Below are 15,915 nucleotides of genomic sequence, written 5' to 3' on the forward strand. Positions count from 1 at the left end.
AAATTACTCCTCTCTTTTTAATATTCTCCTGTTAAAAGCTTCGCTGAAATCCATCCATAATCCAATTCACACCAGATTCTCTCTCCATCATAATAAAGACTGTATACTAAAACCTCTTCTCCCTTGTAGACTTTGTCAACAACATTTGAATTAATGTCCGGTGCCTCTCTTACATTTCCTGTACTTGCTTGTACGTTAAAGTAAACCGGATCAGGATATTCATAGTAATCATAGTCTTCATAGTCTTCGTAATCATAATAATCTTCATAATCATCATATCCATAATAATTTGAATCGGATTCTTGCTTTTGCCTTTCAATTTCTTCTTCAAGCTGTACCTTGTCGTTATAGGCTATTTCATTTTGAGCCTTGCTTTTCATTTCCCAAATTTTGGCGCTTTCAGGAAAGACCTCAAGATAACTGTTAGCGTCTTCATTTACCCCTTCATAATCTGCTTCTTCAAACTTTCTTTGGAGTCCCGTTACCATTTTATCTTCCAAAGCTTTGATTTCATCTTGAGCTCTATAATAATCCTCAGAGTAGGAAGGTATAGACTCATATAAATCTACCGCTTCCTTATAATTGCCCTTTCCAACTTCACGGCTTGCATCTGCTAAGACGTCGGAATAGTCTTCCTCATAATCTAAATCTTCACCGTAATTGTTGTTGTCATTATCAGAGCTTTGTGAACTGTTGTAAGAATTTTCGCCTTTAAAGTAGTCCTCATTGTCCTTTTTTCTTTTAAGTATTAAGAATATTGAAACTAAAACCACCAGAGTAAGAAGACCCACTATTATTCCAATAATAATTTTTTTCTTTCTGCCATCATCAGTCTCCCTATAGTCCCAGTCATTCCTATAGTCCTGATTATTATAATTATAATTGCTTCTATAGTTTCCTTCATTTGTATAGCTTTGATTGTTATTGAAGTTATTATTATAGGTTTGCTCTTGATTATTGCTTTGACTATAGTTTAGATTACTATCAAGAATCTGAGTGTCTTCAAAGTCATCATTATCCATAGGCGGAATTCCTTCTAATTCGCTCCCGCAAGATCCGCAGAATTTCGCATCGTCTTCATTGTAAGCACCACAATTTTGACAAAACACCTTTATCCCTCCTTTGTTAAATAATATTCTCTTACATTCTAGTATATAAGCTTAACCTTTTCAATCAAATAGCTTTTAAAGTCCTTACCTTGACAAAGTTTTTAAAGTGTCCTATAATTTTTTTAGTTTAATAGATATCTTCAGGGCGGGGTGCAAGTCCCCACCGGCGGTAAAGCCCGCGAGCGTAAGCTGATTCGGTGAAAATCCGAAGCCGACAGTACAGTCTGGATGGAAGAAGATTAGGCAAGATTTCTTTGCTTCTTTTAATTGTGCTTTTATGTCCTGAAGATCAGGACTTTTTTTATTGTAATTAAACTGAGAAAGGTAAATATGAAAGACCAAGAATATATGAAACTTGCCCTCGACCTTGCAAAGGGCGGCATGGGTTATGTAAACCCCAACCCTATGGTTGGAGCGGTTATAGTAAAAAACGGAAAAATTATTGGACAAGGTTATCACCAAGTCTACGGCAAGGAGCACGCCGAAGTAAATGCAATAAACAGTGCCATAGAGGATCCTAAAGGCTCAACTATCTATGTTACTTTGGAGCCTTGCTCCCACTACGGTTCCCAGCCTCCCTGTAGCAAAAAACTAATAGAGGTCGGAATTAAAAAAGTAGTAATAGGCTCAAAAGACCCCAATCCTTTAGTTGCGGGAAGAGGTATTAAAGAGCTTAAAGACAATGGCATAGAGGTGGTGGAGGGAGTTTTAGAAGATGAATGTCTTAAACTTAATGAAATATTCTTTCACTATATAAAAAATAAAAAGCCCTTTGTCGCAATGAAATATGCCATGAGCCTTGACGGAAAAATCGCCACATCAACCGGTGATTCTAAATGGATAAGCTGTGAAAAATCAAGAGAGGATGTTCATAGGCTAAGGCTTAAATACTCCTCTATTCTTGTTGGCCTAGGTACAGTGCTTAAAGATGATCCCATGCTTAACTGTAGACTTCATGGCGTCAACAAAAATCCTATAAGAATAATTTGCGACACTAATCTTAGAACTCCTTTAGATTCTAAAATTGCTAAAAGTGCAAGGGAAATTAAAACCTTTATTGCAACCTCCGAGAAAAATAAAAATTCCTTTAAGCCTTATATAGATTTAGGCTTTGAAGGTATATTTTTAAATGAAAGTAAAATAGGCGTAGACTTAAAAGAACTCTTTGCCTATTTAGGAGAAATTAAAATAGATTCAGTCCTTGTTGAAGGTGGAGGAATAATTAACGACAGTCTTTTAAAATCAGGCTGCCTTAACAAGGTTTATGCTTATATAGCACCTATCTTAATTGGAGGAAAGGATGCCAAAACTCCCTTGGGAGGAGAAGGCTTTAAGTATCTGAAGGACAGCTTAAAGGTTAAAAATATAAGTATCAAACAAATAGACAGGGACTTTTTAATTGAAGGTGATCTTTAATGTTTACAGGTATAGTTGAAGAACTTGGAAAGGTTAAAACCATTAAAAATTCAAACTCCTCCTGCAGAATAGAAATATCAGCCGAAAAAATTTTATCCGACATACACTTAGGTGACAGTATAGCAGTAAACGGAATATGTTTAACTGTCACGGATTTTACAAAGGGTTCTTTTTCTGCAGATATTATGCATGAAAGCTTAAAAAGATCCGCCATATCAAAGGTTAAACAAGGAGACTTGTTAAATCTTGAAAGAGCCATGGCATTAAATGGCAGGTTTGGAGGTCATATAGTAAGCGGCCACATAGACGGAGTTGGCAAAATTATTGATATTTATAGGGATGATATTGCCATTTGGTTTGAAATAAAAGCAGGTTCCAATATTTTAAAGTATGTTGTTGAGAAAGGCTCCATTGCCATTGACGGCATAAGCCTTACAGTAGCAGAGCTTAAGAAAGAAAGCTTTAAGGTTTCATGTATTCCCCACACTATTAAGTCTACAGTTCTTTACACAAAGACCTTAGGGGATGAGGTTAATTTGGAAAATGACCTTTTAGGTAAGTATGTTGAAAGACTTTTAACCTATAAGGATGAAAATACAATTGAAAGCAAAATCGATGAAGATTTTCTTAAATTACACGGATTTTAGGGAGGATATAAATGTTTAAATTCAGCACTATTAAAGAAGCAGTTGAAGATTTAAAACAAGGCAAAATGATTTTAGTAACAGATGACGAGGATAGGGAAAACGAGGGAGACCTTATTTGTGCTGCAGAATTTGCCACTACTGAAAATGTCAACTTTATGGCAACCTACGGCAAGGGTTTAATATGTATGCCTATGACTAGAGACTATGTAGAGAAGCTTAGATTTCCTCAAATGGTTTCAAACAATACAGATAACCACGAAACAGCCTTTACAGTTTCCATAGACCATGTGGATACAACTACAGGCATATCAGCTGCAGAAAGATCCATAACCGCAATGAAGGTTGTTGATGAAAATTCAAAGCCTGAAGACTTTAGAAGACCGGGTCATATGTTTCCCCTACTTGCCAAGGAACATGGGGTCCTTGAGAGAAACGGACATACTGAAGCTACAGTAGACCTTATGAAAATAGCGGGACTTAAAACCTGTGGACTTTGCTGCGAGGTAATGAATGATGACGGTCACATGATGAGAACCAAGGACCTGATAAAACTTGCAGAGGAAAAAAATCTTAAATTTATAACTATTAAAGCCCTTCAAGACTATAGGAAAAAATATGACAAGCTTGTGGAAGAAGTAGCTGTTACAAAACTTCCGACAAAATACGGCAACTTTGTAGCTCACGGCTTTGTAAATAAACTTAACAATGAACATCATGTAGCCCTAGTTAAGGGGGATATAGGAGATGGAGAGGACCTTCTTGTAAGAGTTCACTCAGAATGTTTAACAGGTGACTGCTTCGGATCCTTAAAGTGCGATTGCGGAGATCAATTTGCAAGGGCCATGACTCAAATTGAAGAAGAAGGCAGAGGTGTGCTTCTTTATATGAGACAGGAAGGCAGAGGAATAGGACTTATTAACAAGCTTAAAGCCTACGAGCTTCAAGATAAGGGTATGGATACCCTTGAAGCAAATATAGCCTTGGGCTTTAAAGGGGACCTTAGAGAATACTATATAGGAGCACAAATTTTAAGAGATTTGGGAGTTAAAAGTATGAGACTTTTAACCAATAATCCCGACAAGGTTTACCAGCTTGAGGACTACGGCATGAAGATTTTAAAAAGAGTTCCTATTCAAATGCCTTTAAGAGATGAAGACAGACGTTACTTGAAAACTAAAAAAGAAAAAATGGGTCACATTTTAAATTACTAGGAGGAAGAGTATGAATATAAAAACATTTGAAGGTAAATTAGTATCAGAAAAAACCAAGGTTGCAATAGTAGTTTCAAGATTTAATGAATTTATTACCTCTAAGCTTTTAAGCGGAGCTATAGACGGACTTACTCGTCATAATGTGTCAGAAGATGACATAGATATCTTTTGGGTACCGGGAGCTTTTGAAATCCCACTAATAGCATCAAAGCTTGCAAAAAAAGGAAATTATGATGCAATTATAGCCCTAGGTGCAGTAATAAGAGGCAGCACTTCTCACTATGATTATGTGTGCAACGAAGTAACTAAAGGCATTGCTCAAGTGTCTTTAAAAACAGATGTGCCTGTAGCCTTCGGCATCCTTACTACGGAAAATATAGAACAGGCTATTGAAAGAGCAGGTACAAAGGTTGGCAACAAGGGATATGACTGTGCTCTTAATGTAATAGAAATGGTAAACCTTATTAGAGAAATAGAAAATGACTAATATTATCTTTGACTATGACGGTACCCTCCACGAAACAAGCTATATATACTATCCGGCCTTCCTGAGTGCCTATAAATATTTAGTTGAGTCCGGCTATAGACAAAATAGAAATTTTGAAGTTAAAGAGGTTACCAAGTGGTTAGGCTATAACAAATATGAAATGTGGGAGTCTTTCGGTCCGGATCTGCCTAAAGAGGTTAAGGATCATGCCAGCGACATAATAGGAGAAGAAATGATTCATCTTATAAAAAACGGCACAGCAAAACTCTATCCCGGTATTGAAGAAACTTTAACTAAGCTTGTTAAGGATGGATATAGGCTTATATTTCTAAGTAATTGCAAAAACATTTATATGGAAACACATAGAAAGAATTTTAATTTAGACAGGTTTTTTACAGACTACTTTTGTGCCGAGGACTATAACTTTAAACCGAAGTACGAAATTTTTAAAGACCTTAAAAGCAACTATCAAGGAGAATATATAGTTGTAGGAGACAGGTTTCACGACATAGAAATGGCTAAGAAGCATAATCTTTCATCTATAGGTGCGGGTTACGGTTACTCCCAAGATGGAGAGCTTAAATCGGCAGATTATATAATTACAAGCCCCGGGGATCTTTATCCTACAATAAAAAAATTAAAGCAATAAAAATAAGGGATCGGTGTAAATGCCGACCCCTTTATTTATTTTCTATTTGTTTTTCCAAACATTAGATACATCATTAAGTCCTAACTTTTCAGGATTAAACTCAGGCTTTTGACCCTTCTTTTCCTGTTCCTCATAGTCCTTAAAAATCTTAACTCCTTGATTACCTATAAGCAATAGGGTGATAATGTTGATCCATGCCATCATACCGTGAGCCATGTCTCCCATATCCCATACAGTACCTACAGGTGTAATGCTTCCTATGAATACTGAAATTATAAAAACAATTTTCAATATTTTTATAGGGCCTTTCTTTTCTCCTACAAGAAATACTAAATCACTTTCAGCATATAGGTAGTAGGCGAGAAGTGCCACTGATGAGAAGCATAGAACTGATATTGCTATAAATGCCGCTCCTATTCCCGGAACTGTTGTGTTAATTGCATTAATTACATAAGCATTTCCATATTCAACTCCAGGTAGGTTCTCAACTATCATTTTGCCTCCGGGGCCTTCAACGTTGTAAGAGTTAGTTACTATTATCATAATAGCTGATGTTGTACAAACGAAAAAGGTTCCCATAAATACTGATAAAGCTCCAATTAATCCTTGAGTTACAGGGTGCTTTACTTCAGCTGTTGCAGAGGTAATTGCTGATGATCCGATACCTACTTCGTTAGCGAATACCCCTCTTTTAATACCCCAGCTTACAGCTTGACCAAGTATTGCTCCAAAAATTGCATCTTTACCGAAAGCTGATTTAAATATTAGGGCAATTGCTCCTGGGAATTTGTCAAAGTTAAAAATTATTACTACAAGAGACATTATAAAGTAAGCTATAGCCATAAAAGGTGATACTCTTTGAGCAACGTTTCCTATTCTTTTCAATCCGCCTAAAATTACAAGGGCAAGTACTGCTGTAAATATTGCTCCTGCAACTACCATGTTTACTCCAAAGGCAAGGTTTATACCCTTGGCTATATTATAGGTTTGAACTCCGGGCATTAAAAGTGTAACTGCAAAAACTCCTACACCTGCATAAAACAAAGCGAAAGCTCTACCTATCTTTTTATTTTTAAAGCCCTTTTCCATATAGTAGGCAGGGCCGCCTCTATATTCTCCATGAACTTCAATTTTATAGGTTTGTGCCATTATACCTTCAATCATAGCTATAGGGGAACCGAAAATTGCAAGTATCCACAGCCAGAATATAGCTCCCGGACCTCCAAAGTGAATACCTGTAGCCATGCCGGCTATGTTACCTACACCTACAGTCCTTGCTGCTGTAAGGACAAATGATTGAAATTGATTTAAGCCTTTTTCACCTGATTCGCTTTTTTCAGAAGAAGCCTTAATTAAAGCTTTAATTCTTCTTATTTGAGGAAATCCCATTCTAACTGAAAAGTATAAACCTCCAAGTAGAACTAACAGTACCAGGCCCATGCTCCAAACCATTCCATTTAGTTTACTAATAAGCTCAGCCATAATTTCCTCCTATTTTATATAATCTCTTTTAAATCTTCATCTGAGTATAGAGGGAACTTACTTATTAATTCTTGTGCTTCCTTCTTAAGATCATTTAACTTGTCAGGGTTCTTTGTATTTTCAGCTACATCGTTCATAATTCTTGCTATGTGCTTGATTTCTTTTTCTCTAAGTCCTCTTTGTGTAACTGATGTAAGTCCTATTCTTACTCCGCTTGTTACCAATGGTCCTAATGGGTCAAAAGGTATTTGATTCTTATTTACTGTTATACCTATTGAATCTAAAGCTTCATCAAATTCTTTTCCTGTAATATTTTTATTTCTAACATCTACTAAAACTATATGAGTGTCAGTTCCGCCTGTTACAATTCTAAAACCGTAGCCTTCAAGTTCTTTTGCCAAGGTTTTTGCATTAACAGGTATTTGTTTCATAATATTGATGAATTTTTCGCTTTTTGCATATTCAAATAACCAGCATTTTGCAGCCATAGTTGTTAAGTGCATTGATCCTAAGAATCCCGGGAAGGTTCCATGATCCAACTTCTTTGCAAATTCTTCCTTGCACATTACAAATCCGGCTCTAGGTCCACCAAGGGTCTTTGTTGTTGATGATGTTACAAAGTCAGCATAAGGAACAGGTGATGGTATTACCTTTGCAGCTACAAGACCTGAAAGGTGTGCCATATCAACCATAAAGTAAGCTCCTACATCCTTAGCAATCTTTCCTATTCTTTCAAAGTCAATTAGTCTGGGATAAGCTGATCCTCCTGCTATAAGAAGCTTAGGCTTAAACTCATGAGCTTGTTTTTCAAGGCCTTCATAGTCGATTTGTTCAGTGTCCTTATCAATTGAGTAGTGCTCGAAGTTAAATACCTTACTCATAAAGTTTGCCTTTGATCCATGAGAAAGGTGTCCCCCTTGATCAAGCTTCATTGACATTACCTTGTCCCCGGGTTCAAGTATTGAAGCATAAACTGTATAGTTTGCAGTTGAACCGGAATAAGATTGAATATTAATATGGTCGCAACCGTATAGCTCTTTTCCTCTTTGGTTGGCAAGAATTTCAAGCTCATCTGCTAAATGAGATCCTGCTTGAAATCTTTTGCCCGGATAGCCTTCAAGAGTCTTGTTGGTAAATATAGAACCTGAAAGCTCCATAATTTCTACTGGAACAGTACTTTCGGAAGCAATCATCTCTATGTTTTTTTCCTGTCTCTCCAATTCTCTTTTAACTATATCGAATAACTTAGGGTCTGAGCCCTTTACTTTGTTTAACATAAAAAATACCTCCTTTTACTATCAGTCTATCTAATAAAGAGAGGTATTTTCTTTAATTTTTTATCAATTTATTTTAATTTCTTTTCATATGTAAGGACTTTTTATAGCTTGATGGGGTAAGACCGGTTTTGTTTCTAAAATTCCTATAGAGAGTAGCAGGTTCATTGCTGCATACTTTTTCTATAAGGCTTGAGATTTTTTCGTCACTAGTTCTTAAAAGCTCTGCAAAAATTTTTATCCTTACCTCCCAAATATAATCGTTAAAATTTACTCCCGTTTTATTTTTAAAAAGTCTTGAAAGATTTCCCGGCTCCATATAATACTTCTTTGCCATTTTACTAAGACTGATGTCCTCATTGTAGTTGTTGTTTATATAGTTCACTATTTCATCTATTACTTTGTTGCCTATTGGCTTGTAGCCTACAATTCTTTCAATAGACTTACTAAAACCTTCTATATCTACGGGTTTTAAAAGTATGTCTTTTGCACCAAGCCTTAAAGCTCTTTGGGCCTTATAAAAGTCCTCGTCCTCACTAAGAAGAATATAGGATGGTCCGGGATTTTTCTCTATAAGTTCAAAGCTGTCAAAGCCTTCTATATCCAGGGACAAGAAAATTATATCCCTACTATCTGCCTTAAAATCTTTAAAGCTTGAAGAAATAAGTGTTAGCTTATAGTCATAGCCTGTATATTTAAGCAAGGTGGAAATTATCTTCTCAATTAAAGGATCATCATCAACTAATATAATTTTCATTTATATCAACCCTCGCAACTGTTCTTGATCCCTTTACCTTGTAGGCAAAGGAAAAGTCCTTGTAGCTTTTCTTCAGCTTTCTATAAATTAAATTAAGTCCTCCCTCTCCTTCCCTTATGCTTTTATTAATTCTCAAAAGAGAATTTATATCGGGAACCCTACCGTTATTTATAATTTCTATGTATAATCCCTTGTCTTTTTTCTTAATATTTACGGCAAGTATCTTGTCCTTAAGCTTTGAATCAAATCCATGTACAAAGGCATTTTCAACAAGAGGCATGAAAAGATTTGATGGAAGTTTTAAATTTTTAAGTTCCTCGTCAAGGTCAAGTCTATAGCTGAAGCTTTTCATATACCTTTTTGAGTAAAAATTAATTAATGAATTTACAAACCCCATTTGATCCTTAATACTTTCCATTAATGCTCTGTCTGAATCTACATATCTTATTGTCTTTGACAGGTCCACAATCATATTGTAAAGATCTTTGTTGTCAACTGTTTCATAGGCAAGAACATTTAGGGCTGTTAAAATAAATCTTGCATTTAGTCCCGTATCTAAAAAGGCATCCTTAGCTTTTAAAAGTTCATCTTTTTTAAGATTAAGTTCTTCCTCCTGAACTCTGATCTTACCAGAAAGGTCTTTAAGCTTTTTGTTAAGACTGTTGAACTCCAGGAAGCTTTCTATTGATCTTGCAAGGTCCTCAACTATTTTACACATACTTTCTATAGAGCCTTTAAAAATTTGATCCGCCTCATGGTCCTTTGAGCTTTCATAATATCCGGCAAGGATTTTGCCGAAATATCGGTCTTTGTATATGGATTTGGATATTATTTTATGGTCCTTTATTTCTGTGATTTTTATATCTCTGTTATCAGTTAAAAGTTTTTTTAAAGCTCTAAAGTTTTTCTCTCCTATTTGAGCAAATCTTCCATTAAAGTATATGGCCTCATCCTTGTCGTTAAAAATAGCCAAAGGAAAGTTTAAAAAATCAAGGTCTCCCTCTTTAACAATAATTTCAATTGCCTCCCCAAAGCTTTGACCTGAAGGAGTTGTAAGGGATCCCGGTTTAAAGCTTATAGGCACACTTACACACAGGTCTATAAGCTCCTGATCTTTAAGATTGGTAGTGGAGTGAAGGGCATCTCTTGGAAAATATATACCTTCTCCTGCTCTATAAACTCTTTCTTCACCATTTACTCCATAAAGTCCTTCTCCCTGAAGAACGAAAATATATTGTTCGTTGCCATAGTGTGTATGTTCCTTTTGGTGTGCCCCGGGATAAATATGTGATATTCCTATATTTACCGAGCCGCTAAGCTCTATTACCCAATTTACATAACCCCAGCTGAAGCTTTGCACTTTCATAAATTATCTACCTACTTTTCTATGCTTTGATTATAACAATAAATTAGAAAAGCTACACTAAAAAACTCCCGGCCTTTTAAGTCGAGAGCTTTTTACCTCTATTTAATCTTCTAATTTATCTTGAACAGGTGCTTGATATTCTTCAAACTTAAGATCCAGCTCAAGCTTTTTCTTTCCTCTCATAACTTCAACCTTAACTGTATCTCCTGCTGAATATTTATAGAGAATGGATTTAACTTCATTGGTGTCGTTTACTTGGTTGTCTCCTATTTTAGTAATTATATCTCCCGCTTCTATACCTGCCTTAGCTGCCGGTGACTTTTCATATACCTTTATTACAAAAAGTCCCTTGTCTCCTTCTATGTCCTGACTTATATATTTTTTAGCCGCTTCTATGTCTGCTGATAGAACGCCTAAGGATACTGACTTGTAATCTCCGGTTTCTATAACTTGTTTTATAATAGGCTTAACTGAATTAATCGGTATTGCAAAACCTATTCCCTCTGCTGAAGAAACCTTAACTGTATTAATTCCTATTACTTGACCTTTTTCATTTAGCAAAGGTCCCCCTGAGTTGCCGGCATTAATTGAAGCATCTGTTTGGATAAGTCCCGTCATGTAGCCTCCACCGTCAACTTGACCTACATACCTGTCAAGACCTGATACAATACCTTGACTTACTGAACGTTGAAAGGCCATGTCTAAAGGATTTCCTATTGCTATGGCAGTTTGTCCAAGTTTAAGCTTACTTGAGTCTCCAAGTTCAGCCGGAACAAGTTTTTTGCCTTGAGGATTTACCTTTACTATAGCAACGTCAATACCTGAATCCACCCAAATAGGCCTTCCCTTTAATGTTGTTCCGTCATCTATTAAAACGCTGCATTCTTTAACAACCTCTCCATTTAGTTTAACTACATGGGCATTGGTTAAAATATAACCCTTGCTGTCAACTACAATCCCTGATCCTGAACCTCCGGCTTCAACAGTTCCGAAAAATCCGTAATTAATTTGACCCTTGGTTGTTATGCCTACTACTGATGAAAGTGCCTTATCAGCAACTGCAGTAGCAACATTTACCTCGTCCTTAGTGGAAATGGTATAGGTGTTGGGAGCATCTACCCCTTGACCTTGGGACATATTTTCCATATTTAGAACATTGGTTATAGCTGAACCTATAACGCCTCCTATTAGAGAAAATACAAGAGCCAAAATTACAACTCCCTTACCTGACTTTTTAGGTCTTCTGTCGTAGTCCCTTTCATAGGGTGTCCTTTGATAGTTTCTATTTTCTATTTCATTATTTCTATATTCTTCCGAATTATTATCAAACATATTTCTCCCTCCATGTCTTATATATATACTAAAGTTAATATAATTAATCATTGTGAATTATTTATGACGTAATTATGAAAATTTTATTTAATTTGTCCTTAATGAGGTATCTATAGTTAAGGAGGTACTATATGCGTATACAATTTATAAAACATTCATGCTATACAGTTGAAAGCGAAAACTATTATTTGGTTTTTGACTATATCGGTGGAAATCTTAATATCCCTGAAAACAAAAAACTTATATTTTTTGTAAGCCATAGACATTCAGACCACTTCAGTGAAAAAATATTTGATTTTAAAGCTGATGCCTATGTAATCTCAGATGATGTTGAAATTCCACTAAGGGAAAATATGATTTTTATAGGCCCCGATGAAGAAAAGGAAGTCCTTGGGCTTAAGGTTATAAGTCATGGCTCTACTGATGAAGGTGTAAGCTTTTACGTAGACCTTGAGGGTAAAGGAATTATCCATTCAGGAGATCTTAACTATTGGATGTGGGACCACTATACTGAAAAGGACATTGAGGAAATGGACAGGTGGTTTAAGTCCGAGGTGGATAAGTTTAAACCCTACAGTACCTATGTGGTAATGATGCCTGTAGATCCTAGATTAAATCAGTATTATGACCTGACTGCCGACTACTTTCTTAAAACTATAGAGGCAAGGCACTTTTTCCCTATGCACATGTGGGAGGACTTTAATATATCTAAAAGGCTAAAGGACAAGTATCAGTCCCTTTATCCTGAAAAGATAATTCATGAGGTTAAGGGCGATGGAGAAGTATTTGACCTTTAATTAAGTAATTCGTATCTTAAAGCTCATAGAAAAAAGACGCTGACTTTAAAAATCAACGTCTTTTTTTAATTATTTTAAATTTTCAAGAAGCTTTACTGTAAACTTCCACATATTTTGTGTTGATGATATACTTGCTCTTTCCTTAGGACTGTGAGCGTCAAAAATATCAGGTCCGAAGGATATCATTTCACAATCAGGAAGTGCCGCCTTAAGCATTCCGCATTCAAGGCCTGCATGAGTTGCATCAAAAATACCTTCCTTATTAAAGACTTCTTTATAGGTTTTTGCACTTATCCTTTGAAGGTCGCTATCCTTTTCAAATTCCCAGGATGGATAGGTGTTTGTTATTTCAAGGTCACCTTGACACCTTCTTGCTGCAGCTTTAAGAAGCGCTATTACATAATCATACTTACTGTCCTTAGATGAACGAAGGGATAGTTCATATAAAAATCTTCCGTCCCTTTTCATAATAACCGCATCATTAATAGAGGTTTCTACAAGGCCCTCAATATCTTTTGAATGAGACAGAACGCCATCAGGTATAATCATGCCGAAATCTATAAAATTATTTGTAGCATTAAGGCTCATAGCACTTTCAATATCGCAATCTGACAAGGTAATATTAAGACCTGGATCTTCCACTTGATACTCATCTACTAAGCTTTCTATAAATTTACCAAGATCTTCGTCTTCCTTTTCAAGTCCCTTTAGATAAATTTCGGCACTTGCAATGGAAGGTATGGCGTTTTGCTTGGATCCTCCCATAATACTTCCTATTAGAAGGTTGCCCTTTTCTCTAAGTCTGTCTAAAATTCTAAATAAAAGCTTATTGGCATTGGCTCTCTCTCTTGCGATTTCTTGACCTGAGTGTCCTCCCTCTAAGCCGTCTATGTCTATTCTTAAACCTTTTTTGCCTAAGTCCTGTCTTTCTTCCTCAAAGTAAACCTCTATTACTGCGCCACCGGCACTTGATAGGGTAAATCTTCCTTCCTCTTCAGAGTCTATATTTAAAAGTCTTTTACCCCTTAGCATACTTCCGTCTACATTTGCCGCTCCGTCCATAGTAGTTTCTTCAGATGTGGTTACCAATACTTCAAGGGCAGGGTGTTTAAGGTCATTGCTATCTAACACTGCAAGGGCCATGGCAACTCCAAGTCCGTCATCAGCTCCTAAGGTCGTTTTATTTGCCTTTAAAAAATCCCCGTCAACTACAAGCTCTATAGGATCTTTGGAAAAATCATGGTCACTGTCATCTTCCTTTACACAAACCATATCCATGTGTCCTTGAAGAATTACAGGCAGGGCATTTTCATAACCCGGTGTGGCATCTTTTTTTATAATTACATTTAAAGCTTCGTCTTGGATTACCTCTAAGTTTCTATCCTTGGCAAACTTCACCAAAAAATCGGAAATCCTCTTTTCATCTCCTGAGCATCTTGGCACCTTTGCTATCTCTTTAAATATATCAAATACTTTTTTCGGTTCTAAGTTTAAATTCATACTATCCTCCTCTTATTCTCTATAAGCCTATAGTAATTTTTAGGGATTTTATTGTCAAGTCCACTTTACCCCCCCCCAAGGAAATATGCTATAATTTTAGTTGGGAGTGATAACATTGAAAATTTTTAAAAGCTATTACAAGGGTAAAGCTTATCCTAAACACGTTAAGCTCTATGAACTTATTATTTTACTTTGTCTTTATTTTTACGGACTTTTAAGAATAATGCGTAAAATTGACCTGGCCTTGGTTTGTATAATTCCCATTCTTATTATTGGGATCATCGTTTGGTTAAACCAATACAAAACTAAGCTTGATGAGTATTTCTTTCTGAATTTTTTTATAGTCATGTACTTCGTAAGTCCCAACTTTTATTTTTATGAAAATAGAATTATTTACTTCTCCATTGCAGGTCCTGTACTTATACTGGCCTACTTCTTTTTACTAAGACCTCTTCTACCTGAAAAAAAGTCCTAGGCTTTTATTTCTCCTTGGGCTATACTGGATAGTGCGGAGGTGAAAACTGATGGATTATAACAAATATAAAGAGTATAGAGATTACTACGAAGATCTTATTGAAAAGAAAGACTTAAAGGAATTAAAAGACTCGGTTAGCGAGCTTAATGTTGTAGATATTGCGGAAATTATAGAGGACATGGACGACCAGAATATGCTTTTGGTCTTTAGAATGCTCCCTAAGGAAATAAGTGCGGAAGTTTTCTCCTATATGGAAATGTACAACCAGCTTAGAATTGTAAACTCCATAACTGAACCTGAGCTTAAGCTTATTTTGGACAAAATGAATTTTGATGACAGGATTGACATTATAGAAGAAATGCCTGCAAATGTAGTTACTAAAGTCCTTGCTCAGGCACCTTCCAATGAAAGGAAACTTATTAATGAATTTCTAAGGTATCCGGAAGACTCTGCAGGTTCCATTATGACCATAGAGTACATGGTGCTTAAACCTGACATGACAGTATCTCAAGCACTGGACCATATTAAAAAGACAGGTATGAATAAGGAAACTGTTTATACTTGTTATGTTGAGGATGCCTACAAAAAACTTATAGGTTTTGTATCCCTTAGAAAGCTTGTAATATCTCCTCCTGATATTCTTATAAAAAATATTATGGAGGATGAAGTTATAAGTGTAAATACTACTGATGACCAGGAGCTTGTAGCGGATAAATTTGTTAAGTACGGTTTTATAGCCCTACCTGTAGTTGATACTGAACACAAACTTTGCGGTATTATAACCTTTGATGACGTTTTAGACGTAGTTCGTGAAGAAGCGACGGAAGACTTTCATAAAATGGCTGCCATAAGCCCATCTGAAAATGAATACAAGGACGAGTCCGCTTGGCAGCTTGCCAAAAACAGGATCCCCTGGCTTTTAGTGCTTATGATTTCAGCAACTCTTACATCGGGAATAATAGATAATTATAATTATATAATAGCCAAGTATATTATCCTTACAACCTTTATTCCTATGATTACAGACACAGGAGGCAACTCTGGAAGTCAATCTTCTACAGTAATTATAAGAGCTTTAGCCACAGATGAAATTGGTTTGTCCGATGCTGCAGCAGTTCTTTTTAAGGAATTTCGTGTAGGATTAATTTGCGGTGGAGTTTTAAGCTTAGTTAATTTTTTAAGGCTCCTTTTAATTTCAAAGGCAAGTGTAACTATTTCACTTTTAGTGTCAATAACCTTATTTATTACAGTTACCTTAGCAAAGCTAATGGGTGCACTGCTCCCCATAGCGGCTAAAAAAATAAATTTAGACCCTGCTATTATGGCATCCGCCCTTATTACAACTATAATAGACTCTGTGGTGCTTATAATTTACTTCGGCCTTGCATCAAGAATCTTGCCTATGGTTTAATT

The 15,915-nt window shown here is 36.0% G+C and carries 15 protein-coding genes and 1 riboswitch; of the genes, 8 read left to right on the top strand and 7 right to left on the bottom strand.

The genetic code is table 11. The annotated features are described in order from the left end of the window. Nucleotides 1–17: 17 nt before the first annotated feature. A complete protein-coding gene (locus tag PEPCATONIAE_RS06390) occupies nucleotides 18–1,109 on the bottom strand; it encodes a zinc-ribbon domain-containing protein (protein ID WP_138160303.1) in 1,092 nt (363 codons plus the stop codon). 132 nt (nucleotides 1,110–1,241) lie between these two features. Beyond that, nucleotides 1,242–1,353, top strand: a riboswitch (FMN riboswitch). 86 nt (nucleotides 1,354–1,439) lie between these two features. Between PEPCATONIAE_RS06390 and ribD the strand changes: the two genes are divergently transcribed. From ribD to PEPCATONIAE_RS06415, 5 genes are read left to right on the top strand one after another with little or no spacing between them, the layout of a single operon-like run. Then, nucleotides 1,440–2,525: a bifunctional diaminohydroxyphosphoribosylaminopyrimidine deaminase/5-amino-6-(5-phosphoribosylamino)uracil reductase RibD gene (gene ribD / locus PEPCATONIAE_RS06395; RefSeq protein WP_138160304.1), complete on the top strand. Its 1,086-nt coding sequence runs from the start codon at nucleotides 1,440–1,442 to the stop codon at nucleotides 2,523–2,525. Next, nucleotides 2,525–3,172, top strand: a complete 648-nt coding sequence (gene ribE / locus PEPCATONIAE_RS06400; protein WP_138160305.1) for a riboflavin synthase — start codon at nucleotides 2,525–2,527, stop codon at nucleotides 3,170–3,172. Before ribD ends, ribE begins: the two co-directional genes overlap by 1 nt. Before the next feature lie 11 nt (nucleotides 3,173–3,183). Continuing rightward, nucleotides 3,184–4,383 carry a bifunctional 3,4-dihydroxy-2-butanone-4-phosphate synthase/GTP cyclohydrolase II gene (locus PEPCATONIAE_RS06405; protein ID WP_138160306.1) on the top strand — a complete coding sequence of 400 codons (1,200 nt, stop codon included), beginning with the start codon at nucleotides 3,184–3,186 and terminating at the stop codon, nucleotides 4,381–4,383. A gap of 16 nt (nucleotides 4,384–4,399) precedes the next feature. Beyond that, a complete protein-coding gene (gene ribH / locus PEPCATONIAE_RS06410) occupies nucleotides 4,400–4,870 on the top strand; it encodes a 6,7-dimethyl-8-ribityllumazine synthase (protein ID WP_138160375.1) in 471 nt (156 codons plus the stop codon). After that, complete coding sequence (locus PEPCATONIAE_RS06415; protein WP_138160307.1) at nucleotides 4,863–5,519, top strand: HAD family hydrolase; 657 nt, start codon at nucleotides 4,863–4,865, stop codon at nucleotides 5,517–5,519. The genes ribH and PEPCATONIAE_RS06415 overlap by 8 nt, the downstream gene beginning before the upstream one ends. A 42-nt stretch (nucleotides 5,520–5,561) precedes the next feature. On the opposite strand, the gene PEPCATONIAE_RS06420 is transcribed toward PEPCATONIAE_RS06415, so the two are convergent. The 5 genes from PEPCATONIAE_RS06420 to PEPCATONIAE_RS06440 form a co-directional block, all read right to left on the bottom strand. Beyond that, entirely contained in the window at nucleotides 5,562–7,001 is a 1,440-nt protein-coding gene (locus PEPCATONIAE_RS06420; protein ID WP_218975527.1) for an alanine/glycine:cation symporter family protein, read from the bottom strand. A gap of 14 nt (nucleotides 7,002–7,015) precedes the next feature. Then, a complete protein-coding gene (locus tag PEPCATONIAE_RS06425; RefSeq protein ID WP_138160308.1) occupies nucleotides 7,016–8,278 on the bottom strand; it encodes a serine hydroxymethyltransferase in 1,263 nt (420 codons plus the stop codon). 73 nt (nucleotides 8,279–8,351) lie between these two features. Continuing rightward, entirely contained in the window at nucleotides 8,352–9,032 is a 681-nt protein-coding gene (locus PEPCATONIAE_RS06430; RefSeq protein WP_138160309.1) for an AraC family transcriptional regulator, read from the bottom strand. Beyond that, complete coding sequence (locus PEPCATONIAE_RS06435) at nucleotides 9,013–10,398, bottom strand: cupin domain-containing protein (protein ID WP_138160310.1); 1,386 nt, start codon at nucleotides 10,396–10,398, stop codon at nucleotides 9,013–9,015. The genes PEPCATONIAE_RS06430 and PEPCATONIAE_RS06435 overlap by 20 nt, the downstream gene beginning before the upstream one ends. Nucleotides 10,399–10,500: 102 nt before the next feature. After that, nucleotides 10,501–11,730 carry a S1C family serine protease gene (locus PEPCATONIAE_RS06440; protein WP_138160311.1) on the bottom strand — a complete coding sequence of 410 codons (1,230 nt, stop codon included), beginning with the start codon at nucleotides 11,728–11,730 and terminating at the stop codon, nucleotides 10,501–10,503. A 131-nt stretch (nucleotides 11,731–11,861) separates the two neighbouring features. On the opposite strand from PEPCATONIAE_RS06440, the gene PEPCATONIAE_RS06445 reads away from it, so the two are divergent. Next, entirely contained in the window at nucleotides 11,862–12,527 is a 666-nt protein-coding gene (locus PEPCATONIAE_RS06445; RefSeq protein ID WP_138160312.1) for an MBL fold metallo-hydrolase, read from the top strand. A gap of 69 nt (nucleotides 12,528–12,596) precedes the next feature. Here the strand turns inward: PEPCATONIAE_RS06445 and PEPCATONIAE_RS06450 are convergent, their stop codons facing one another. Next, on the bottom strand, nucleotides 12,597–14,027 hold the full coding sequence (locus PEPCATONIAE_RS06450; RefSeq protein ID WP_138160313.1) for an aminoacyl-histidine dipeptidase: 1,431 nt from the start codon (nucleotides 14,025–14,027) through the stop codon (nucleotides 12,597–12,599). Nucleotides 14,028–14,142: 115 nt separating this feature from the next. On the opposite strand from PEPCATONIAE_RS06450, the gene PEPCATONIAE_RS06455 reads away from it, so the two are divergent. Together PEPCATONIAE_RS06455 and mgtE are read left to right on the top strand one after the other, a co-directional pair. Further along, nucleotides 14,143–14,502: a hypothetical protein gene (locus PEPCATONIAE_RS06455; protein WP_138160314.1), complete on the top strand. Its 360-nt coding sequence runs from the start codon at nucleotides 14,143–14,145 to the stop codon at nucleotides 14,500–14,502. A 49-nt stretch (nucleotides 14,503–14,551) separates the two neighbouring features. Further along, the gene (mgtE, locus tag PEPCATONIAE_RS06460) at nucleotides 14,552–15,913 is read left to right on the top strand and encodes a magnesium transporter (RefSeq protein ID WP_138160315.1); all 1,362 of its coding nucleotides are present in this window, start codon (nucleotides 14,552–14,554) and stop codon (nucleotides 15,911–15,913) included. The last annotated feature ends 2 nt before the right edge of the window (nucleotides 15,914–15,915 follow it).

It is taken from the genome of Peptoniphilus catoniae, assembly GCF_901447155.2.
GTDB lineage: Bacteria > Bacillota > Clostridia > Tissierellales > Peptoniphilaceae > Peptoniphilus_E > Peptoniphilus_E catoniae.